19 protein-coding genes are annotated in these 22,864 nt (G+C 63.8%); 16 read left to right on the forward strand and 3 right to left on the reverse strand.

The window, feature by feature from the left end; translation table 11 throughout:
* The first annotated feature begins 89 nt into the window (after window positions 1-89).
* From BMW49_RS01485 to BMW49_RS01520, 8 genes are all read left to right on the forward strand, one after another.
* Window positions 90-1,565 carry a flavin-containing monooxygenase gene (locus BMW49_RS01485; protein WP_069516869.1) on the forward strand — a complete coding sequence of 492 codons (1,476 nt, stop codon included), beginning with the start codon at window positions 90-92 and terminating at the stop codon, window positions 1,563-1,565.
* Window positions 1,549-2,478, forward strand: coding sequence for an alpha/beta hydrolase (locus BMW49_RS01490; protein ID WP_069516868.1), 930 nt, complete (start codon window positions 1,549-1,551; stop codon window positions 2,476-2,478). The genes BMW49_RS01485 and BMW49_RS01490 overlap by 17 nt, the downstream gene beginning before the upstream one ends.
* On the forward strand, window positions 2,478-3,239 hold the full coding sequence (locus BMW49_RS01495; protein ID WP_069516867.1) for an SDR family oxidoreductase: 762 nt from the start codon (window positions 2,478-2,480) through the stop codon (window positions 3,237-3,239). Before BMW49_RS01490 ends, BMW49_RS01495 begins: the two co-directional genes overlap by 1 nt.
* 282 nt (window positions 3,240-3,521) lie before the next feature.
* On the forward strand, window positions 3,522-3,863 hold the full coding sequence (locus BMW49_RS01500) for a ribonuclease E inhibitor RraB (RefSeq protein WP_069516866.1): 342 nt from the start codon (window positions 3,522-3,524) through the stop codon (window positions 3,861-3,863).
* 144 nt (window positions 3,864-4,007) lie between these two features.
* A complete protein-coding gene (locus tag BMW49_RS01505) occupies window positions 4,008-4,724 on the forward strand; it encodes a type 1 glutamine amidotransferase (RefSeq protein WP_069516865.1) in 717 nt (238 codons plus the stop codon).
* A gap of 165 nt (window positions 4,725-4,889) precedes the next feature.
* Window positions 4,890-6,299, forward strand: coding sequence for a circularly permuted type 2 ATP-grasp protein (locus tag BMW49_RS01510; RefSeq protein WP_069516864.1), 1,410 nt, complete (start codon window positions 4,890-4,892; stop codon window positions 6,297-6,299).
* A gap of 2 nt (window positions 6,300-6,301) precedes the next feature.
* Window positions 6,302-7,252, forward strand: coding sequence for an alpha-E domain-containing protein (locus tag BMW49_RS01515; RefSeq protein ID WP_069516863.1), 951 nt, complete (start codon window positions 6,302-6,304; stop codon window positions 7,250-7,252).
* Entirely contained in the window at window positions 7,249-8,046 is a 798-nt protein-coding gene (locus tag BMW49_RS01520) for a transglutaminase family protein (protein WP_069516862.1), read from the forward strand. Before BMW49_RS01515 ends, BMW49_RS01520 begins: the two co-directional genes overlap by 4 nt.
* Window positions 8,047-8,136: 90 nt before the next feature.
* Here the strand turns inward: BMW49_RS01520 and BMW49_RS01525 are convergent, their stop codons facing one another.
* Together BMW49_RS01525 and BMW49_RS01530 are read right to left on the reverse strand one after the other, a co-directional pair.
* Window positions 8,137-8,946, reverse strand: a complete 810-nt coding sequence (locus tag BMW49_RS01525; RefSeq protein WP_069516861.1) for a c-type cytochrome — start codon at window positions 8,944-8,946, stop codon at window positions 8,137-8,139.
* A complete protein-coding gene (locus BMW49_RS01530) occupies window positions 8,943-9,302 on the reverse strand; it encodes a rhodanese-like domain-containing protein (protein WP_069516860.1) in 360 nt (119 codons plus the stop codon). The genes BMW49_RS01525 and BMW49_RS01530 overlap by 4 nt, the downstream gene beginning before the upstream one ends.
* A gap of 667 nt (window positions 9,303-9,969) precedes the next feature.
* On the opposite strand from BMW49_RS01530, the gene BMW49_RS01535 reads away from it, so the two are divergent.
* From BMW49_RS01535 to nahK, 5 genes are all read left to right on the forward strand, one after another.
* A complete protein-coding gene (locus tag BMW49_RS01535; protein ID WP_069516859.1) occupies window positions 9,970-11,175 on the forward strand; it encodes an acetyl-CoA C-acetyltransferase in 1,206 nt (401 codons plus the stop codon).
* Between the two features lie 144 nt (window positions 11,176-11,319).
* Window positions 11,320-13,464 carry a 3-hydroxyacyl-CoA dehydrogenase NAD-binding domain-containing protein gene (locus BMW49_RS01540; RefSeq protein WP_069516858.1) on the forward strand — a complete coding sequence of 715 codons (2,145 nt, stop codon included), beginning with the start codon at window positions 11,320-11,322 and terminating at the stop codon, window positions 13,462-13,464.
* 530 nt (window positions 13,465-13,994) lie between these two features.
* On the forward strand, window positions 13,995-15,179 hold the full coding sequence (locus BMW49_RS01545; protein WP_069516857.1) for a porin: 1,185 nt from the start codon (window positions 13,995-13,997) through the stop codon (window positions 15,177-15,179).
* Window positions 15,180-15,520: 341 nt separating this feature from the next.
* Window positions 15,521-16,675, forward strand: coding sequence for a nitric oxide-sensing protein NosP (nosP, locus tag BMW49_RS01550; RefSeq protein WP_069516856.1), 1,155 nt, complete (start codon window positions 15,521-15,523; stop codon window positions 16,673-16,675).
* Window positions 16,614-19,256, forward strand: a complete 2,643-nt coding sequence (nahK, locus tag BMW49_RS01555; protein WP_069516855.1) for a hybrid sensor histidine kinase/response regulator NahK/ErcS' — start codon at window positions 16,614-16,616, stop codon at window positions 19,254-19,256. Before nosP ends, nahK begins: the two co-directional genes overlap by 62 nt.
* 187 nt (window positions 19,257-19,443) lie before the next feature.
* On the opposite strand, the gene BMW49_RS01560 is transcribed toward nahK, so the two are convergent.
* Complete coding sequence (locus BMW49_RS01560; RefSeq protein WP_069516854.1) at window positions 19,444-20,307, reverse strand: LysR family transcriptional regulator; 864 nt, start codon at window positions 20,305-20,307, stop codon at window positions 19,444-19,446.
* 94 nt (window positions 20,308-20,401) lie between these two features.
* On the opposite strand from BMW49_RS01560, the gene BMW49_RS01565 reads away from it, so the two are divergent.
* The 3 genes from BMW49_RS01565 (at window position 20,402) to hppD (ending at window position 22,782) form a co-directional block, all read left to right on the forward strand.
* Window positions 20,402-21,139 (forward strand): CTP synthase C-terminal region-related (seleno)protein, encoded by a 738-nt coding sequence (locus BMW49_RS01565; protein ID WP_069516853.1) that lies wholly within the window; start codon window positions 20,402-20,404, stop codon window positions 21,137-21,139.
* Entirely contained in the window at window positions 21,136-21,462 is a 327-nt protein-coding gene (locus tag BMW49_RS01570) for an antibiotic biosynthesis monooxygenase family protein (protein ID WP_069516852.1), read from the forward strand. The genes BMW49_RS01565 and BMW49_RS01570 overlap by 4 nt, the downstream gene beginning before the upstream one ends.
* 237 nt (window positions 21,463-21,699) lie before the next feature.
* Window positions 21,700-22,782: a 4-hydroxyphenylpyruvate dioxygenase gene (hppD, locus tag BMW49_RS01575; protein WP_069516851.1), complete on the forward strand. Its 1,083-nt coding sequence runs from the start codon at window positions 21,700-21,702 to the stop codon at window positions 22,780-22,782.
* Window positions 22,783-22,864 lie beyond the last annotated feature (82 nt).

A 22,864-nucleotide genomic window follows, 5' to 3' on the forward strand; every position in this document is an offset into this window, starting at 1 on the left:
AGGTTGGCCGACTATGCCATACCTTTGTTGGTAACGGGCGGCGTAGGATGCGGGCAGCCGCCCTGATGGCGGCACGGGAGCCGACAATAATGACAACAGAGTCCCTTGAACAAACGGTGCTGGATGTACTGATCATCGGCAGTGGTTTCGCCGGTATCGGCCTGGCGATAAAGCTGCGTGAGGCCGGCGTCGACAGCCTGCTGATACTGGAAAAAGCCGGCGAAATCGGCGGCACCTGGCGCGACAACAGTTATCCCGGTGCGGCCTGTGATGTGCCTTCGCACCTGTATTCGTTTTCCTTCGCGCCCAAGGCCGACTGGACGCGCACCTTTGCCGGCCAGGCAGAGATTCACGCCTACCTGCTCGACTGTGTGGCGCGTTATGGCCTGCGGCCGCTGATCCGCTGCAACAGCGAGGTGCTGGGAGCGGTGTTCGACGCACACAACGGCCAGTGGCAGGTGAACCTGGCGGGCGGGCAGACGCTGCGTTGCCGGGCGCTGGTCAGTGCCTGCGGCCAACTCAATCGGCCGGCGATTCCGGCGTTACCTGGTATCGAGCAATTCGCTGGCGAAGTATTCCATTCGGCGCGCTGGCGCCATGATCTGGACCTGCGTGGGCGCCGTGTGGCGGTGATTGGCACCGGCGCCTCAGCTATTCAGTTCGTCCCGCAGTTGCAGGCCCAGGTCGCGCACCTGACGCTGTTTCAGCGCTCGGCAGCCTATGTGTTGGCCAAGCCAGACCGCGCTTACAGGCCCTGGGAGCTGGCGCTGTTGCGCCGCGTGCCTGGGCTGTTGCGCCTGAGTCGCGGGCTCAAATACCTGCAGCATGAGGTTCGCGCCCTGGCGTTTATCAGCTTCCCGCAACTGATGAAGCTGTTCGCCTGGCGCTTTCGTCAGCACCTGCGCCAGGCGGTCGCCGACCCGCAGCTGCGCGCGCGCCTGCAGCCGGACTACCCAATGGGTTGCAAGCGCATCCTGATCAGCAACGATTACTATCCGGCCCTGGCCCAGGGCAATGTCGAGGTGGTCGACAGCGCCATCGAGGCGATTACTGAGCAGGCTGTGCGCACTGCGGATGGCCGTGAGCACCGCTGTGATGTGTTGATTTACGGCACCGGCTTCGCCGCCAGCGACTTTCTTGCGCCGATGCGCATTACCGGCCTGGGTGGCCGCGACCTCAACCAGGCCTGGCAGGCCGGCGCGCAGGCGTACAAGGGCATCAGTGTCAGTGGTTTCCCCAACCTGTTTTTGCTGTATGGGCCAAACACCAACCTGGGGCACAACTCGATCATCTACATGCTCGAGAGCCAGTTTCGCTATGTGCTGGGCTGCGTCCAGGCACTCAAGCGCGACAAGCTGCGCTACCTGGACGTCAAGGCGAGTGTGCAGCAGCCTTACAACCAGCGGCTGCAACAGGATCTGCAGCGCACCATCTGGAGCCAGGGCTGCACCAGCTGGTACATCAGCGCCACGGGTAGCCAGAGCAACAATTGGCCGGGCTATACCTTTACCTATCGCGGGCTGACCCGTGCGCCGGAGATGGACGACTATGACTGCATCCGCTGACTTCATTGCGCCGCCTGCCGATCAACCGCTGCTGCGCAGCGTTTTGCGCGGCGCATTACGGGTGTTGTTTCGCGGCTTGGTGCGGCCGCCGCTGCCGGTACCTTTTCAGCGTGCGGTGATTCGCGCGCTAACCGCTGCGACGCTGCCTGTGGCCGGGGTGAGCCGCGAGGCCGGGCACCTGGGCGGACGTCCCTGCGAATGGCACCGGCCCTCGCAGCCCAGCGGCAGCGTGCTGCTCTACCTGCACGGCGGCGCTTACGTTGCCGGGTCGCCGGCGACCCACCGGGCGATTTGTGCCCACCTGGCCGCGCGCACCCAGGCCAGTGTCTGTGCGCTGGATTATCGCCTATCACCCGAGAGCCGGTACCCGGCCGCCCGTGAGGACGCAATTGCCGCTTATCAGGCGCTGCTCGCTGCCGGCTACCCGGCGCAGCGGATCGCCTTTGTCGGTGATTCGGCCGGTGGCAACCTGAGCCTGATCACCAGCCTGCGCTTGCGCCATCTAGGCTTGCCGCAACCAGGTGCGCTGGTGTGTTTCTCCCCGGTCACCGACTTTACCGGCAGCCAGTTGCATAGCCCGGCCGGTGGCGATCCGCTGATTCATCCGAACTGGGTGACCCAGGCCATTGGTCTGTATTGCCCGGCCGATGTGGCACGGGATGACCCTGGCTTGTCACCGCAGTTCGACGACCTGACCGGCCTGGCACCGCTGCTGCTGCAGGTCGGTGAGGATGAAATTCTGCTCAACGACAGCCTACGCTTTGCTGCGGCGGCGCAAGCGGCTGGGGTGGAGGTGCAACTGGAACGCTATCCGGGGCTGTGGCACGTGTTCCAGGCCCATGCCGGGCTGCTGCATGTCGCTGATTTTGCCCTGGCGCGGGTGGCGCTGTTTCTCAAAGCAAGGGGTTTTTGATGCAGACCATTTTAATTACCGGCGCCGCCTCGGGTATTGGCGCCGCCACTGCGCGTTTGTTCCATGCCCGTGGTTGGGCCGTCGGCCTGCTTGACCGCGATGGCGAGGCCTTGCAGTGCCTGGCCGATGAGTTGGTGGGGGCCTGGTTCGCAGCGGTCGATGTCTGCGACGAGCCGGCGGTACAGCAGGCACTGGCTGACTTTTGCGGCGCTCACGGTGGCCATTTGCATGTGCTGTTCAACGGCGCCGGGATCTTGCGCTGCGGGCCGTTCGAGCAGATCAGCCTGGCCGATCAGTTGCTGACCGTGCAGATCAATATCAGCGGGCTGCTGACCGTTACCCATTGCGCCTTTGCCTATCTGCAAGCCACGCCCCAGGCCCAGGTGATCAATATGGGCTCGGCATCGGCGTTGTACGGTGTGCCGCAGATGGCCACCTATTCGGCGAGCAAATGCGCAGTGCGCGGTTTTACCGAGGCCCTGGAGCTGGAATGGGCCGTCCATGGTATTCGTGTCGGCAGCCTGATGCCGCCGTTCGTCAACACGCCCATGGTCACTGGCCAGGGCAGCAGGCCGCCGGTGATGCGCCGCCTGGGCGTCCACCTGGACGCCGAAGACATTGCCCTGGCGGCGTGGCAGCAGGCCCAGGCGCCCAAGGTGCATCGGCCGATCAGCCTGCAGTTCGGGCTGCTGTACTGGGCTGATCAGTTTTCCCCCAGTCTGCTCAGCCGCTGGGTCATGCGTTGGTTGAGCCGGCCCTAGCCGCGAACGAAACGGCAACAGACCCTTAGCGCTTTGTGACAAGGTGTCACGCGGATGCAGCAAAGTTGTGCAGATCGCGCTACGCTGCACATGACGGTGCCGATACCGGCGTCTGCGGTATCACCGTCGACCAGCCCTGGCTTCAGGTCTGGCTTATGACACATCAGGTGCATCCTGCCTGATTCTCGGGCGGCATCTTTCAAGGTGTCGCGACACCATCCCTCCCCGGGATGGTTGCAATGGGAAAGCGGTTCATCCATCCATCGCCTGAGGAGTACCTTCATGAGCACAGCCTTGCACGATGATGTCAGCAGTGGTGTTTTGCGGCGGATGAAAGAGGGCGGTTTCGACTTTGCCAGCGTTCATCCCATCGAGTTCTATGCCATTTTTCCCGATGAGGCGCGCGCGCGTCAGGCCACCCGCAATTTCCGCGGTGAATCCCTGCATGCCTTGGTAACCGAGCGTGATGACGGCGCCTGGCACCTGCAGGTCAGCAAAGTGATGTACGCCACCTATGCCGGTATTGGCGACTTCGAGCACGACATGAAGTCGGTGGTCCTTCCGCTTGGGGGCACGTTCGACGGTTGGGGTGTCACCCAGGAGGTCAGGGGGGCGCGACCTTAGGCAGTGCGGCGGCTCGCTGATGCGGGCCGCCCGTAGGACTCGCGAATGACATCGACCCGCTGTGGCGGGTCGATGCCTATTCGATGGGCTCAGCAACGCTTGTTATGCCAAGCTCGACGCCTTGAAGTGATTGGGGGAACGGCCATGAGCGAGGTACTGATTTTTACCCACGTGGCGTATTGCCCGCCGGGCCATCTGGGCCAGGTGCTGCGCCAGCGTGGTATTGCCTACCGTGAAGTGCGCGTCGACCAGGGTGAGCTTGCCGCCGTGGATCTTAGTCGTGCCCGCGCGGTGGCGATTATGGGCGGCCCCATGAGCGTCAATGACGCGCTGCCCTGGCTGGCCGACGAGGACATGGCGCTGCGCGACCTGTTGGCCCGCGAGGTGCCCTTGCTGGGGCACTGCCTTGGCGGGCAGTTATTGGCCAAGGCGCTCGGTGCGCCGGTGCAGCGCATGCCCTACACCGAAAGCGGCTGGCAGCCGCTGACCCGCAGCGCGGGCGCTGAATACAACCCCTGGTTGGCGCACCTGCCTGAGACCTTCGAGATGTTTCAGTGGCATGGCGACAGCTTTGCCATTCCCGAGGGCGCCCAGCCGCTACTGCGCAGTCCTTGGTGTGACAACCAGGCATTCGCCTGGGGCGAGCGGGTGCTGGCGCTGCAAGGCCACCCGGAAATGACCGAGGCCCTGATACGTGAATGGCTGGATGACTGGCACCACCTGCTGGACGAGCATCAGCCCAGCCAGCAGAGTCGTGCGCAGATGCTCGTCAGCCTGAATCAGCGAGTGAGCGTCTTGAATCGGGTAGCAGAGGGTTTTTACCTGCATTGGCTGAGGCAGGCAGGCCTTATTTGCGCCTAGCGATGCGCCTTGCTGGAGCGCGCGAGCGTAAAGTGGGCATTGCCTTGCGCTATTTTGGTGCATTGTTTCTAGGGCGTTGTTCCAAGTGATTGAATTGCAAGGCTTAAGCGCTCTGGCTCGGCCCTTGCAACAATCCATACATGTTCGGGTGACAAGGAGTTAGGCATGCCCCGCGCTTTTTATGACGAGATGCATCTGGCGAGCGGTGAGTGCCGCTCGCATTACCGCGAGTTCGCTCGCTGGCTGGCTGACACGCCGACCGAACTGCTGGCCCAGCGCCGGCGCGAGGCCGACCTGCTGTTCCACCGGGCGGGTATCACCTTCACGCTTTATGGTGACGATCAGGGCACCGAGCGGCTGATCCCCTTCGATATCATCCCGCGCAGTATTCCTGCCAGTGAATGGCGCATCGTCGAGCGTGGCTGTATCCAGCGCGTGCAGGCGCTGAACATGTTCCTCGCCGACCTCTACCATGACCAACGCATCATCAAGGCGGGCATAGTGCCGGCCGAGCAGGTGCTGGCCAACGAGGGCTACCAGATGGCGATGCAGGGCCTGGACCTGCACCGCAACATCTACGCGCATATTGCCGGGGTCGACCTGGTGCGTGACGGTGACGGTAGTTACTACGTGCTGGAAGACAACCTGCGTACCCCGAGTGGCGTCAGCTACATGCTCGAGGACCGCAAGATGATGATGCGCCTGTTCCCCGAGCTGTTCGCCGCCCAGCGCATCGCCCCGGTGAACCACTATCCGAACCTGTTGCTGGACACCCTGAAAAGCTCCAGCCCGCTGGACAACCCGACGGTGGTGGTACTCACGCCTGGGCGCTTCAACAGCGCCTACTTCGAGCATGCCTTCCTCGCCCGTGAAATGGGCGTCGAGCTGGTCGAGGGCGCCGACCTGTTCGTGCGTGACGACAAGCTGTACATGCGTACCACGGCGGGTGCCAAGCAGGTCGATGTGGTCTATCGGCGTCTGGACGATGCCTTCCTTGATCCGCTGGCCTTCAATCCTGATTCCATGCTCGGCGTACCCGGCCTGCTGGCCTGCTATCGCAGTGGCAACGTAGTCCTGGCCAACGCCATCGGCACCGGGGTGGCAGATGACAAGTCGATCTACCCCTATGTCGACGAGATGATCCGTTTCTACCTCAGCGAAGAGCCGATTCTCAAGAACGTGCCCACCTGGCAATGCCGCAAGCCGGCGGACCTGTCCCATGTGCTGGCCAACTTGCCAGACTTGGTGGTCAAGGAAACCCAGGGCTCCGGCGGCTACGGCATGCTGGTCGGCCCGGCGGCGACCAAGGCCGAGATCGAAGCCTTCCGCGCTCGCCTGATTGCCCGGCCAGAGGCCTATATCGCCCAGCCAACGCTGTGCCTGTCGACCTGCCCAACCTTTGTCGAGAACGGCATTGCGCCGCGCCACATCGACCTGCGCCCGTTCGTCCTCTCCGGCAAGGAAACCCGCATCGTGCCGGGTGGTCTTACCCGCGTGGCGCTGCGTGAAGGCTCGTTGGTGGTCAACTCGTCGCAGGGCGGCGGTACCAAGGACACCTGGGTGGTGGAGGACTGATCATGCTATCGAGAACTGCCTCTGACCTGTATTGGATGTCGCGCTACCTGGAACGCGCGGAAAACCTCGCGCGCATGCTCGACGTCAGCTATTCGCTGTCGCTGATGCCGCAGGATGGCCGCGGTGATGGCCTGGACGAACTGGCCATGCCGCTGGTGATTACCGGCACCCTGGACGATTACCTGGAGCGCCACGGCCCCATGCATGCCGAGCGCATGCTGCATTTCTTCGCCCTGGATGCCAGTAACCCGGCAAGTATCTACAACTGCCTGGGTGCGGCACGCAGCAACGCCCACGCCGTGCGCGGGCGGATTACCGCAGAAATGTGGGAGAACATCAACGCCACCTGGCTGGAGATCCGTGTGATCGCCGAGCACGGTTTGGGCCGCTATGGCATCAGCCATTTCTGTGAGTGGGTCAAGGAGCGTTCGCACCTGTTCCGTGGGGCGACCTTCGGCACCATCATGCGCGGCGAACCCTACCGCTTCATTCGCCTGGGCACCTTTATCGAGCGCTCCGATAACACCCTGCGCCTGCTCGACGCCCGCTACGAAATGCTCGGTGAAGACATCGATGAGCTCGATGGCCGGCCGGCGCGCAGCTACTACCAGTGGAGTGCCTTGCTCCGGGCGTTGTCCTCGTTCGAGGCCTTCGCCGAGATTTACCGCGGCTCGCCCGGCACCCGCAAGGTCTCCGAGCTATTGCTGTTGCGTCCGGAAGTACCACGCTCGCTGCGCGCCTGTGTCGATGAGCTGAATCTGATGCTTTCCGGCCTGCCCGGTAATAACGGCCGCCCGGCGCAGCGCCTGGCCGCCGAGCTGGAAGCGCGGTTGCGCTACACCGGCATCGAAGAGGTCCTCGACGAAGGGCTGCACGCCTGGTTGACCGAGTTCATCCTGCGCATTCGCGACCTGGGCCAAGCCATTCACACGTCCTACCTGGAGGTCGCATGAGACTGTCCATAAGCCATGACACCACCTATCACTATGACGATCAGGTACGCGGCAGCATCCAGTACCTGCGCATGACGCCCCACGACAGCGAGCGCCAGCAGGTGATCGACTGGCAGCTCAAGCTGCCGCGTCCGACACGGGCGCAGCTCGATCCCTACGGCAATATTCTGCATGTGCTGACCCTGGACGAGCCGCATGAGTCCATCGTCATCAGCGCCAGTGGCCAGGTGGTCATCGATGAGCAGCGCGAGGCCGAGCACGAGGCGCAATCGCCGCTGCCATTCCTGCGCTTCACTCGCCTGACCGAAGCGGACGAGGCCCTGCGTGCCTTCGCCCGCCAGCAGTGCGCTGCCCGCCAGGATCGCCATGGGTTGATTGATCTGATGCATGCGCTCAACGCACATATCAGCTACCAGCCCGGCAGCACGGTGGTGGACACCAGCGCGGCCCAGGCCTTTGCCGGTGGCCAAGGCGTTTGCCAGGATCACGCCCATGCGTTTCTCGCTTGCGCACGTAGCCTGGGTATCCCGGCGCGCTATGTATCCGGCTACCTGTTCACCGACAGCCACGACCACCTGGCCAGCCACGCCTGGGCCGAAGCCTGGGTCGATGGCGCCTGGTACAGCTTTGACGTGACCAACTGTCTGGCCCGCCCGGAGCGTCACCTGAAACTCGCCGTGGGCCTGGATTACCTCGACGCCTGCCCGGTACGTGGCATGCGCCGTGGTGGCGGCGGTGAGCAGATGTGCGCCCATGTGCTGGTCTCGCCGGTGTTGCGCGTACAGCAGCAGTAATCCGCTCAGCCCCTTTGCCGCAACGGCAGAGGGGCTATTCTGTAGGGTGCGCCGTGCGCACCTGGATGTTCATCTACCAGCATCACGGGCTCAAGGCTGTACCTTTCTCCCTGCCATATGCTGCAAATACTCAAGCAACTCGCTTAGCTGCGCCTCACTCATCACCTCAAGCGTAAACCCCGGCATCTTGCCCTGCGGCCAACGGCGCAGGCTCTGGGGCTCGCGGATATAGCGGCGCAGAAAATCGCTGCTGAAATACTCCGTCGGGTTATGCGGGATATTCAGGTCCGGACCGAATTGCGAGTCGCCCGCGCCATTCAGACGATGGCAGGCCATGCAGTTTTTCTGATACTGGGCAAAGCCGGCCTGTACCGTCGGGCTGGCGTCAGCGGCGGGCAGTAGCTGGGGGAAACGCTGCGCCACCGGGGCCAGTGTGCGGATGCTGGCCAGCTGGAATGGCCATTGTTCCGGGCCAATCTGGCTGGCCGCGGGGTTTTGCCAGACCAGGTAGAACGGCCCGGCGCTGGGTTTGCCAGCGCCCAGAGGCGGCCAGGGCTGGGCTGGGTCTTCAATGGCCAGCCAGGCCTGGCTACCGGTCTGGCTCAATGCAGGGGCTGCGGAGAGTTCGGCGGCAAAGCCATCGCTGGCCACCAGTTGCAGGTGATCGCCCGGCTGCACGCCTTGCAGCAGCGCCGCCAAGGGCACGGCGCGGTAGCGCATGCTGCGCTTATAACTGACATCGTCGCGGATCTCGACCGTTTGCGCCTGCGGGTGGGCGAGCAGTTGCGCACTGCTCAGGCGCTGGCTGTGGGTGCCCAACTCCAGCGTCAACTCGGCAGCATGCAGATGGATGAAGGGCAGCAGGAGCCACAGGGCGGTGCAGAGACGACGTGCGTTCAATCCTGGGACTCCAGAGCGTGTTTCAGATCTTCATAGCTACCGGCGTTGATCAGGTTGCTGTAACCCATGGCACGCAGGTTTTCTTCTGCGATGCCGGAGCGGCGGCCACTCTGGCAGTAAAGAATGATCGGCGCCGCTTTGTCGGGGGCAATAGCGCCAATGCGACTGGCGATCTGTTCCGGTTCGATTTGCTCGGCGCCGGGCAAGGCGCCAGCGGCAAATTCCTCGGCGCTGCGTACGTCAATCAGCACACTGTCGGGTGACTGCAAGGCCGCCAGAGCGGCGCCGATTTCCGCTTCGCCAGCCAACAGGGGCAGGCTGATAAGTAGGCAGAGGGTGGAAAATAGGCTGCGCATGGCGTGCTCCTTAGGCTGAGTGAAATCACCCTAGCACAGGCGCAGACCTCCAGATGTTTGCAGAGTGGGCTGCCGCCGCCGACGCGCTCCAGGGGAGCGCGCAGGGTGCACTGGCAGAGGTGATGTTCAGCGTTAGCCGACCAGACGGGTGAGGTTGGGCAAGATCAGGATCACGGCTGTAGCCAATACGATCATGCCTGCCTGGCGTATTTTCATGGGGTTGAACATGGCGGTTGGCCTTGTTGTTTTTTACGGCGTTTGGTGGCACCGCCTACTGTGCGGTGCAACTTCACGCCTCATGACGATCATTCAAACCGCCCCGGCAAAACCCGGCGACGACTCCTGCAGCGCCGACCTGACAACGGACTACCGGTGGCGTGATTTAACTGTAGGGGTGGCCTGAGGCTGGCTATAGACGCCTTGATTGCTAAGGATTGCAGGCTAGGAGCCAGAGGTTATGAAGGCCGCTGGGTTACCGACATCGCCCCTTGAGCTAGACGCCTGCGTTTGCCTTCTTGCGCTGTTTGACCGTTGGTCTGAGCCGAGCGGTCAACGGACCTGAGCGGATCGGTCATTGAGTGAAATCTGTGCCGCGCTATGGTGACAGCAACCGGACCACCCACGCGCTACGCCGATCGGCGGCAGCGGCTGCATCTGCGAGGACTGCATGACTGAGGCATTTATCTACGACGCCGTGCGTACACCACGCGGCAAAGGCAAGAAGGGCGGTGCGTTGTACAGCGTCAAGCCGGTCGACTTGGTGGCTGGCCTGCTGCGTAACTTGCAGGCGCGCACGGGGCTGGACACCAGCCAGGTCGACGATGTGGTGCTGGGCTGCGTAACCCCGGTGGGCGACCAGGGCGCTGATATCGCCAAGACGGCGGCCATGGTCGCCGGCTGGGATGTCAGTGTTGCCGGCGTGCAGCTCAACCGTTTCTGTGCCTCAGGCCTGGAGGCGGTCAACCTGGGCGCGATGAAAGTGCGCTCAGGCTTCGAGGACCTGGTGGTGGTCGGCGGTGTCGAGTCGATGTCGCGCATCCCCATGGGCTCGGACGGCGGTGCCTGGGTGATGGACCCAGCGACCAATATCCAGACCGACTTCGTGCCGCAAGGCATAGGCGCTGATCTGATCGCTACCCTGGAAGGCTTCAGCCGCGCCGATGTCGATGCCTTCGCCTTACGCTCGCAGCAAAAAGCGGCCCGTGCCAGTGCGGATGGCTCGTTCAACAAATCCCTGGTGCCGGTTGCCGATCAGAACGGCATCGTGCTGCTCGATCATGATGAGTTCATTCGCGGCGACTCCACCCTCGAAGGGCTGGGCACGCTCAAGCCGAGCTTCGAGATGATGGGGCAGATGGGCTTCGATGCCACTGCGCTGCGCGTCTACAGCCATGTCGAGCGGATCGAGCATATCCATACGCCGGGCAACAGCTCCGGGATTGTCGACGGTGCTGCGTTGATGCTGATCGGCTCCGAGGCCAAGGGCCGCGAGCTGGGGCTTAAGCCGCGCGCGCGGATAGTCGCCACCGCCGTGACCGGCAGCGATCCAACCATCATGCTCACCGGCCCCGCGCCAGCCACGCGCAAGGCGCTGGCCAAGGCCGGGCTGAAGATTGCCGACATCGACCTGTTCGAGGTCAACGAGGCCTTTGCCTCGGTGGTGATGAAGTTCATGAAGGACATGGGCGTGAGCGAGGACAGGGTCAACGTCAACGGCGGCTCCATCGCCATGGGCCACCCGTTGGGCGCGACCGGTTGCGCCATCCTCGGCACGCTGCTCGACGAGCTGGAGAAACGCCAGTTGCGCTACGGCCTGGCCACGCTCTGCGTCGGCGGCGGTATGGGGATTGCCACCATTATCGAGCGGGTCTAAGGCGCTAGCACCGGCTACTGCGCTCGGCCATGCAGGGTTGGAAGTCCTCCGGGAGTGCTCATTCTTGCCTACGCCCCCCGACCTGACCATCGCTTGCGACGCCGCTGAAGCGCTCCTCCGACATCTGGGTAGAGAATTTCAAAAATGACTGATGCCATCCGTTACGAAAAAGGTCAGGACGCAATCGTCGTGCTGACCATGGACATGCCCGGCCAGAGTGCCAACACCATGAACGCGGTGTACCGCGAGGCCATGGCGCAGATCGTCGAGCGACTGGAGGCCGAGAAGGAGTCGATTGCCGGGGTCATCGTCACCTCGGCGAAGAAGACCTTTTTCGCCGGCGGCGACCTTGGTGAGCTGATCAAGGTCACCCAGGCCGATGCGCAGAGCTTCTACGCGATGATCCTGAAGCTCAAAGGCCAGCTGCGCCGCCTGGAAACCCTGGGCAAGCCGGTGGTGGCGGCTATAAATGGCGCCGCGCTGGGTGGTGGCTGGGAAATTGCCCTGGCCTGCCACCATCGCATTGCCCTGAACGAGAGCCATGTACAGCTTGGCCTGCCGGAAGTGACTCTGGGGCTTTTGCCCGGCGGTGGTGGGGTGGTGCGCATGGTGCGGTTACTCGGCCTGGAAAAGGCCCTGCCGTACCTTGCCGAGGGCAAGAAGGTGCGCCCGGACGCCGCGCTCAAGGCCGGGCTGATCCACGAGCTGGCCGCCAGCCGCGAGGACATGCTGGCCAAGGCCCGCGCCTGGATTGCCGCCAACCCGGCGGCCAAGCAACCGTGGGACGTGCCGGGCTACAAGATCCCCGGCGGTACGCCCAGCTCGCCGAATGTGGCGCAGATGCTGGCCATCGCGCCCAGCGTGCTGCGTGACAAGACCAAAGGCTGTTTCCCGGCACCGGAGAAGATCCTCTGCGCGGCGGTCGAGGGCGCCCAGGTCGATTTCGACACGGCGCAGATCATCGAGGCACGCTACTTCACCGAGCTGACCACCGGGCAAGTGGCGAAGAACATGATCGGTACCTTCTGGTTTCAGCTTAACCAGATCAACGCCGGTGGTTCGCGGCCCCAGGGGCTGCCGACCTACCAGACCAAGAAAGTCGGCGTGCTCGGCGCCGGCATGATGGGCGCCGGGATCGCCTATGTCAGCGCGGCGGCGGGCATCGAAGTGGTACTCAAGGATGTCTCGCTCGAGGCCGCGCAAAAGGGCAAGCGCTACTCGGCCACACTGCTCGACAAGAAAGTCAGCAAGGGCCATATGAGCGTCGAACAGCGCGACGCCTTTCTCGCCCTGATCACACCCAGCGAGCGTGAGGCTGACTTTGCTGGCTGCGACCTGATCATCGAGGCGGTATTCGAGGACCGCGAGCTAAAGGGCAAGGTCACGGCGGCAGCCGCTGCGGCTGCCCTGGTCGATGCGCTGATCGCGTCCAACACCTCCACGCTGCCGATCACCGGCCTGGCCACGGCGGTGCAGCAGCAGGACAGGTTTATCGGCCTGCATTTCTTCAGCCCGGTGGACAAGATGCCCCTGGTGGAGATCATCAAAGGCGCACAGACCAGCGACGAGAGCCTGGCGCGCGGTTTTGACTACGTCATGCAGATTAAAAAGACCCCGATCGTGGTCAACGACAGCCGTGGCTTCTTCACCTCGCGGGTGTTCGGCACCTTCACCAACGAAGGCATCGCCATGCTGGGCGAGGGCGTCAGCGCCGCGCTGATCGAGAACGAGGCACGTAAGGCCGGGATGCCGGTCGGGCCGCTGGCGATCAGCGATGAGGTGTCGATGAGCCTGATGCAGCATATTCGCCAGCAGACCCTCAAGGACCTGGCGGCCGAGGGTAAGGCCATGCCCGAGCATCCGGCGTTCGCGGTGATCGAGATGATGGTTGGCGAGTACAAACGTCCCGGCAAGGCGGCCGGCGCGGGGTTCTATGAGTACCCAGGAGCCGGCAAGAAATACCTGTGGCCCGAGCTGAAGACGCGTTTCGAGCAGCCTGAGGCGCAAATAGCCGCACAGGATGTGCGTGACCGCCTGCTGTTTATCCAGGCCATCGAAACCGTGCGCTGCTTGGAGGAGGGCGTGCTGACCTCAGTGGCGGACGCCAATATTGGTTCGATCTTCGGCATCGGCTTTGCCGCCTGGACCGGCGGCGCGTTGCAGTTCATCAACCAGTACGGGCTGCAGGACTTTGTCGCCCGCGCCCAGTACCTGGCCGAGCAGTACGGTGAGCGCTTCCAGCCCCCGGCGCTGCTGCTGGACCATGCAGCGGGTAACCGGCCGTTCTGACGTAGCCACGGAAGGCTATGCCCCGTTGGCTGTTGCAAGTCTGTTCAGGCCACCACGCGTGACCTGTATGAGCCGGCTTGCAGCATCCAGCAGCCGTTGGCGCCACGCCTGTGGCGAAGCGATTGCAGCCATTCAACTGCATCGATGTTGTGCATAGCATTCGCCACAGGGCACGACTTGTATGTTCTCGCATATGAAAGCGTCGCGCCGCCCTTATCGCCCCGTCAACTGATCAAGCAGGGCGCCGCCCCATAGCCGGGCATGGCGCAGTGATGCCTGGGCGCTTGCTGGGCTCGCTGGGATCGCGCCGACGCGAAAAACGCTGCAACTCCGGCGTCTACGACCTTCGCCATACACCCTTGGATGTAGCGCCCGCGCGCGCCGGGTCGTACGTCTTTGCGCCTGCGCCGGGCGCAGCGGCCAAAGCAGCAGGCGTTCGCTGCCAAGGGCGCATGGGGCGCGGGGCAGGGCTTTTCGATAATCGGCCCCGACCCGACTGACGATGGTCGACCCCTGACGCGGAGAGCGCTATGCACAACAATAAAATCGCCACCCCTCTATTCCTGCCCCTCGCCCTGACAGCTGCCGTGGCTCTGGCCAGCGCCCAGCAGGCCGCCGCCGAGATCGTGCTGTACGACCAGGACGACACCACGTTCTCCACCGACGGCTATATCAACGCGTTCTTCGTCAACAGCGACGTGGACCGCGAAGGCGAGCAATTCGACCGTCGCCAGTCGCGGGTCAAAATGGGCTTTCTGCCGAACTGGCTGGGCTTTAATTTCGGTAAGCAGATCGACGATCTGAAAGTCGGTGGCCGCGCCTCGTTCTGGGTGACCATCAACGACAGCGAAACCAACGGCACCGACACCGCCATCGACGTGCGCCAGTTCTACGGCACCGTGGCCAACCCGGCCTGGGGCGAAGTGCTGGTGGGTAAGGATTTCGGCCTGTTCTCGCGCTCTAATATCTTCCTCGACGAGCTGCTGGCCGGTTACGGCAACGTCAGCGACACCCTCGGCCTGGTCGATGGTACCGGCGTGTCCTTCGGCAATATCGGCACCGGCTACCCGTACCCGTTCCCGACTTCGCAGATTACTTACCGCAACAACAACCTGGCCGAGGGCCTGCGCGTGGCGGTGGGCATCATTGACCCGGTGGACACCAACGACGACAGCGCGGTGGGCAAGTCGTACCAGGAAGAGCCGCGTTTCGAGTCCGAGGTCAGCTACCAGTTCGAGCTCGGCGGCGCGACCATTTACTCGTGGATCAACGGCGCCTACCAGACCTCGGATAACACCGACAACAGCGTCGATTCCGTCACTTCCCAGGGCCTCGGCTACGGTGTACAGGCCAAGCTCAACGGCTTCTCGGTAACCGCCTCGGGCTTCCAGGCCGAGGGCATCAACCCGTTCTTCACCAACAACGCTGGTGAAGCCACGCTGCGCGAGATCGACAGCGAAGGCTACCTGCTGCAAGGCTCTTACACCTTCGGCAAGAACCGCCTGGCGCTGTCCTACGGCAAGACCGAAGACGACGGCAACGGCCTGGGCACGGCCGCCGATTATGAGACCCGCGGCGTGGCGTACTTCCGCACCATCAACGACAACCTCAAGCTGGTCGCCGAGTACAACCAGTACGAGATCGATGCCGCCACCGGCAGCGGTCTGGGCGAAGACACCGACACCTTTGCTGTAGGGGCCGTGGTCAGCTGGTAAGTCGCCCCACAGGACACTTTTACAAAGCATCTACGGTGGCTTTTTAGACGTGCGCAAAAGTCGGGTGGGTTAAACCCCCCGGCTTTTGTGTGTTTGCACACTGCCTGCGGAGGATCCTCGATGAGCATCTACAGCCTTGAACTGTTATCGATCCTGCTGATTGTCACCGGCCTGTTCCTCGGGTTGCCGCTGGTGTTACGCCGCTATCTGTCGTGAACCGACGACCGTCAGCCAACCTGCTACTTAGGAACGAGGCCGGCGCTACTCAAGTGGCATGGGGCCGGCGGGGCGCGCTTCGTAGAATGACCCCATGCCATGTAGGCGATTTTACGGGGCCCGCCATGCCACACCTGCACACCGAGGGCGTCGTCACCGCCACCTCCAATGCCAGCGATGTCGAGCTGGTGGCCCAGGAGTTGGCGCGTCAGTTGATCCACCCGCACCTGGGCTTTGTGCTGTTCTTCTGCTCGGCCGAATACGACCTGGAGCGCCTGGGCGCGACCCTGGATCAGTACTTCGGCGGGGTCAGCCTGGTCGGTTGCACCAGCGCCGGCGAGATCACCGCCCAGGGCTACGACCGCGGCTGCGTCAGCGCCGTGGGCTTCGACCACCGCAGCTTTTCCATCGCCAGCGCGCTGATCGACGAGATGGAGCGCTTCAGCCTGATCGACGCCCAGCAACTGGTGGAACGCCTGGTGGGCGATTGCCGCAACAACGAACTGGCCTCGATCAAGGGCCACAGTTTTGCCCTGACCCTGCTCGATGGCTTGTCCAGCCGCGAGGAGGTGGTGCTCGGTGCGCTCAGCGCCGCCTTTGGCAGCATCCCGCATTTCGGCGGGTCGGCCGGGGACGACAACCACCTGACCCACACCCACGTCTACCACGGCGGCCAGTTCCACCGTGGCGCGGCGGTGGTGGTGCTGTTCAACACCTGGCTGGATTTCGAGGTGTTCAGCACCCACCACATGTTGCCGGGCAGCGAAAAACTCGTGGTGACCCGCGCCGACAGCGCCAGCCGTCGGGTCTTCGAACTGAATGCCGGGCCGGCCGCCCTGGAGTATGCCGAGCTGATCGGCGTGCCGCTGGAGGCTCTCGACCATCAACTGTTCGCTGCTCACCCGCTGGCGGTGCGCATTGGCGAGCAGTACTACGTGCGCTCCATTCAGCGGGTCAACGATGACCTCAGCCTGACGTTTTACTGCGCGGTGGAGAACGGCATCGTGCTCACCGCCATGCGCCCTGGGCCGTTATTGCCCGACCTGGAGCAGGTCTTCGCCGGGTTGCGCGAGCGTCTTGGGCCGCTGCTGCTGACCATCGGCTGTGACTGTTTCCTGCGGCGCCTGGAGATCGAGGCCCAGGGCGGCGTCGAGCCGGTCTCGGCGTTCTTGCGCAACCAGCCTGTGATCGGCTTCAACACCTACGGGGAGCAGTTCAATGGAATGCACATCAACCAGACCTTCACCGGCGTCGCCATCGGGCGCCCCGGTCGGGGCTGAGTGCGCCGCTCTGCAAGCCCGTTGTGAGGCGCTGGAGCTGGCCAATCACAAGCTCAAGCGGATCAACGCGGCGCTGATCGAGCGGGTCGAATCGGCCCAGGCCCACGGCGACGACGGCTACACCGCGTTCCAGCATTCCGTGGTGCTGGCCGAGCAGGTGCGCGAGCGCACCGATGCGCTGAACCAGGCCATGGCCGAACTCAAGTCCAGCAACCAATTGCTGAGCGACGCCCGCCTACGCGCCGAGACCGCGCACCAGCACCTGATCGATGCCATCGAAAGCATTTCCGATGGCTTCGTGCTGTTCGACCGTGAGCAGCGCATCGTGCTGTTCAACAGCCGCTTCAAGTCGTTCTGGTCGCACAGCCGCGCGCGCATCGGCGCCGGTACGCGCCTGGCAGAAATCAAACGCCTGAGCAAAAGCACCGGCCTGGTGGTCGAGGAGCAGCGCGGCAGCCGCGACGAGCACATGCTCTACCGCCTGCAGGACGGGCGCTGGGTGCAGGTCAGCGAACGGCCGACCCGCGAGGGCGGGCTGGTGATCCTCTACACCGATATCACCGAGGTCAAACAGAACGAAACCCTGCGCCGCGAACAGGCCCTGGCGCAGAAGTCGCGGCTGTTGCAGCGCGCCGTCGACAACCTGTCCCAGGGCATGGCCATGGTCAACGCCGAGGGCGCGCTGGAGCTGTGGAATCACCGCTTTCTCGATCTCTGCGGGCTGGCGCCGATCAACGCGCACCGGCCGTTCGCCGAGGTCATGGCCGACAGCGAACTGGCCCTGCTGACCCCGGCCAGTCGCGATGCCCAGGGCAAACCGATCAGCGAGATGGAGCTGCGCCTGTTCGACGGCCGCATGCTCGAGGTGCGCACCCATCCGCTGCCCACCGGCGGCTTCGTCAACACCTTTACCGACATCACCGAGCGCTATCGCCAGGCCGAGGCGCTGAGCGAGAGCGAGCGCTGGATTCGCCTGATCACCGACCACGTACCGGCGCTGATCGCCTACCTCACGGCCGATCTGGTCTACCAGTTCACCAACAAGGTCTACGAGGAATGGTACTGCTGGCCGCGCGACGCCATGCTCGGCCAGAGCCTGCGGGTGGTGCACAGCCAGGAGCACTGGCAGCGCCTGGAGCCATACGTGGAGCGGGCACTGTCGGGGGAGAGCGTGACCTTCGAGTTTGCCGAAACCAACCACCATGGCCAGGAGCGCTACATGCTGCGTTCCTACGTGCCCAATCGGCAGGCCAGCGGCGAGGTGGTCGGTATTTTCGTGCTGATCCGCGACATCACCGAGCGCCGCCGCACCGCCGAGGCGCTGCATCAGGCCTATCAGCACCTGGAGCAACGGGTGCGTGAACGCACTGCCGAACTGACCGAACTCAACGGCCAACTGCGCCGTGAGATCGACGAGCGCACGCGCATGGAGGTGCGCCTGCGCGAGGCCAAGGGCGAGGCGGAACAGGCCAACCTGTCGAAGACCAAGTTTCTCGCGGCGGTCAGCCACGACCTGCTGCAACCGCTCAACGCCGCCCGGCTGTTCACCAGCGCGCTGCTGGAGAAGGGGGCGGCCGGTCACGCGCCGCTGGTGCGCAATATCAGCAACTCCCTGGAGGATGTGGAAAGCCTGCTCGGCACCCTGGTGGACATTTCCAAGCTCGACGCCGGGGTGATCAAGCCCGATATCGCGCCCTTTGCGGTCAGCGACCTGCTGGAAAACCTCGCCGCCGAATACCGCCAGATCGCCGGCAGCGAAGGCCTGAGCCTGGATTTTGTGCCCTGCTCGGCGCTGGTGCGCAGCGACCTGCAGTTGCTTGCACGGATTCTGCGCAACCTGCTGAGCAACGCCATCCGCTACACCCAGCATGGGCGCATTCTGCTTGGCTGTCGGCGGCATCGGCAGAGCCTGTCGATTGAAGTCTGGGACACCGGCATCGGCATCGCCCAGGACAAACTGGTCGAGATCTTCCAGGAGTTCAAACGCGGCGACGCCAGCCTGCGCAAGCAGGACCGCGGTCTGGGGCTGGGCCTGGCGATTGTCGAAAAGATCGCCGGCATGCTCGGCCACCGCATTCGCGTGCAGTCCTGCGAAGGCAAGGGCTCGCTGTTCGCCATTGAAGTGCCGCTGACCACCCGCGCGCCGCGCAGCCGGGCGCTGGAGGAAGCGCCGAACCCGCTGGTCGAACGCCTCGGCGGCGCGCGGGTGTGGGTGCTGGATAACGACGCGGCGATCTGCGCCGGCATGCGCACCCTGCTGGAAACCTGGGGCTGCGAGGTGATCACCGCGCTGTCCGAGCAGGATCTGGCGCGCCAGGTCGACAACTTCCACGCCGACGCCGACCTGCTGATCGCCGACTACCACCTCGACGACGACCGCAATGGCGTCGACGCCGTCGCCCAGATCAACGCGCGGCGCAGCGCACAGCTGCCAGCCCTGATGATCACCGCGAACTACAGCAACGAGCTCAAACAGCAAATGCGCGAGCTGGGCCACACCCTGATGCACAAACCGGTACGGCCGATGAAGCTCAAAGCGGCCATGAGTCACCTGTTGGACAGAAGCGCCCTGGGCATGTGAGCCCGCAGCATCTAGCCGGTAAACCAATAAAGCCTGTCGCGGCTGAAGCCCCTCCCACCAAGGCGCAGCCTTGCACCTGTGGGAGGCGCTTTAGCGGCGATGCTTTTAGCCGTTGCCCAGGTCGCCTGGTTTTGCAGATGTAGGGTGGACGTCGCTCTTCACTCCCTGCGATCTCCGGCTATGCGGCTCAGCCTTCGCTCATCAAGGCCTTGCTGAGTTCCTCGAACAGCGTCTGCACCGAGCGCAGCGAGCGGCAGTCTGGGCGGGTCAGCAGCCAGAGTTCGGTGTCGCAGCCTGGCAAGGGCTCGCTGATGGCGTGCAGTTCGGGCCGGCCGCGCAGGATAAAGTCGGGCAGGGCGGCTACGCCGAGACCGGCGGCGGTCAGTTGCGCCACCGCGGACATGCTGCTGCAGCGGTAGCTGGGGACTACCCCCGGCAGATGGTCTAGGCGCCAGACTACGGTGGCGTGGTCTGGCATCGACTCGTCGGGGGCGATCCAGCTTTGCCGGGGCAGGTCGCTGCGGTCCTGGCCATCGGCGCGCGCGCAGACCACATAGGAGACGGCGCCGAGTCGGCGGCCGACCAGGTGTTCCGGTGGTTGGCGGGTCAGGCGCAGGGCGACGTCGGCATCACGCCGGCTGAGGTTGGCGAAGTCGTTGGAGGTGACCAGTTCCAGCGCCAGCGCTGGGTAGTTCGGCATAAAGCGCGCCAGTGCGGGCAGCAGCAGGTTGCTGAGCACGGCGTCGGTACAGGTCAGGCGCACGGTGCCGCTGACCACCTGTTTGCCCTGTTCCAGCGCTACCCGGGCGGCGTCCAGTGCCAGCTCGGCACGTTCGGCCTGCTCGGCCAGTGCCTGGGCGGTGTCGGTGGGCGTGTAGCCGCGTCGGCTTTTTTCGAACAGGGCCACACCCAGCGCCGCTTCCAGCCGGCGAATGGCGCGAAAGATGGTCGAGACGTCGACCTGCAGCAGTTCGGCGGCGCGGGCCAGGGAGCGACCGCGGACCAGGGCCAGCACCAGACAGAGGTCGGCATGGCCGATTTGATATTGCATGGGTGCAATCTCTAGTTGCTTAAGCGCCAATTATTATTGCGTTAACGCCCTTTTATAGTGGGATGCGGGCCATCACACAACAGGGGAGAAGCACATGCTCAGCGAATGTCGGATCAAGGTCGCGTTGGTAGGCGATTACAACGCAGCGATCACGGCGCACCGCGCGATTCCCGAGGCCTTGCGCCTGGCCGGTGAGGCGCTGGGTGTTACGGTCGCTTTTGACTGGCTGGCCAGCGACAGCATCGGCGACGGGCAGTGCCTGCAAGACTATGACGGCATCTGGTGCGTGCCAGGCAGCCCCTATGTCAGCACGGCCGGCGCGCTCTGTGCGATTCGCCTGGCCCGTGAGCGCAAAGTGCCGTTCCTCGGCACCTGTGGTGGGTTTCAGCATGCGTTGCTGGAATACGCGCGGCACCAGCTCGGCTGGGTGGATGCCGAACACGCCGAGCTGACGCCCCAGGCTGCCAACCCGATGATCGCGCCGCTGGCCTGTGCGCTGCTGGATGTGAGTGCGCGGGTGCGTCTGGTCTCCGGCTCGCGGATTGCCGAGCTGTATGGCGTGCGCGAGATCAGCGAGCAGTACCTGTGCCGCTATGGTCTGCAGGAGCAGTTTCGCGAGCCGCTGCTGGCACAGTCGCTGAAGGCCAGCGGTCACGATGATGGCGGCGAGGTGCGCGCCATCGAGCTGGATGACCATCCGTTCTTTATCGCCACCCTGTTCCAGCCCGAGCGCGCAGCGCTACAAGGGCGGGTGCCGCCCGTAGTGCTCGGGCTGGTCGGCGCCTGCGCCGTGCAGGCTACCCATGAAGCGCGTCAGGTGCAGCCGGCATGATCGCCGCCACGCCCACACCGCCGTATTACGTGGTGCTGTTCACCTCGATACGCACTCCTGGGGACCACGGCTATGCCGCCGCCGCGCAGCGCATGCTCGAGCTGGCGCGCGAGCAGCCGGGTTTTCTCGGTGTCGAGTCGGCGCGCAGCGATGGCCTGGGTATTACCTTGTCCTATTGGGCAAGCGAAGAGGCGATTCTCGCCTGGCGCAACCACGCCGAGCATGTCGTGGTGCGTGAGAAGGGCCGGGCTATCTGGTATGCCGCCTGTACTACCCGTGTGGCGAAGGTAGAGCGTGCTTATGGATTCGAGCGCTCTGCGTGAGTGGCTGGCACGTTTGCCAACCACTCTGTAAATAAAGCGTTACGACCGGCGGGTTGGTGCGCTGGCTATCTACGAATATTCGAGTCCTGTAAGAAAATCGTGCCGGTTGCTCAGCAGCGCTGGAGGGCATCTGCCCAGGCCAGTCTTGAGTAGCGCCCCACGCTCGGTTGTTATGAGGTCACTCCACGCCGTTGCTCCACCTGCAGCGGTTGACCACAACAACAATCAGGAGGCGCCATGAACGCCGTGAACAGGATCGAGCAGCACAACCCCATCGGCACCGACGGTTTCGAGTTCGTCGAGTACACCGCACCGACGCCCGAAGGCATTCAGCAACTGCGTGAGCTATTCCGCGCCATGGGCTTTACCGAAACCGCCAAACACCGCTCCAAGGATGTCTGGCTGTTCCAGCAGAATGGCATCAACTTCGTGCTCAACGGCAGCCCCAGCGGGCATGTGCGCGAGTTCGGTCTGAAGCACGGGCCGAGTGCCTGCGCCATGGCCTTTCGCGTGCACAATGCCGCCCAGGCCGCAGCCTATGTAGAGTCCCAGGGCGCCACGCTGGTAGGCAGCCACGCCAACTTTGGCGAGCTGAACATTCCCTGTGTCGAGGGCATCGGCGGCTCCTTGCTGTACCTGGTCGACCGCTATGGCGACAAGAGCATCTACGACGTCGATTTCGACTATATCGAAGGGCGTACGCCCCAGGATAATGCACTGGGCCTGTGCGAAATCGATCACCTGACCCATAACGTCAAGCGTGGGCAGATGGACGTCTGGTCAGGCTTCTACGAGCGCATTGCGGGCTTTCGCGAGATCCGCTATTTCGATATCGAAGGCAAGCTCACCGGCCTGCTGTCGCGGGCGATGACTGCGCCCTGCGGGAAGATTCGCATCCCGATCAACGAGTCGGCCGACGACAAGTCGCAGATCGAGGAGTTTATCCGCGACTACCACGGCGAAGGCATCCAGCACATCGCCCTGAGCAGCGACGATATCTACGCCACCGTGCGCCAGTTACGGGCCAATGGCGTGGCGTTTATGGCCACCCCCGGCACCTACTACGACAAGGTCGACAGCCGCGTGGCCGGGCATGGCGAGCCGACCGAGGTGCTGCGCGAGCTGAGCATCCTGATCGATGGCGCGCCCAGCGATGACGGCATCCTCCTGCAGATTTTCACCAACACGGTGATCGGCCCGATCTTCTTCGAGATCATCCAGCGCAAGGGCAATCAGGGCTTTGGCGAGGGCAATTTCAAGGCGTTGTTCGAGTCCATCGAAGAAGACCAGGTGCGTCGTGGCGTGATCGCTGCCGACTGATGCGCTTGCGCAACGCTATAATGCGCGCCGTTTTAACTGTGACCCTGCTGCGTATCCTCGCTGTGGTGGCGCGCGGTGAATC

Source organism: Pseudomonas cuatrocienegasensis (assembly GCF_900110925.1).
GTDB lineage: Bacteria > Pseudomonadota > Gammaproteobacteria > Pseudomonadales > Pseudomonadaceae > Aquipseudomonas > Aquipseudomonas cuatrocienegasensis.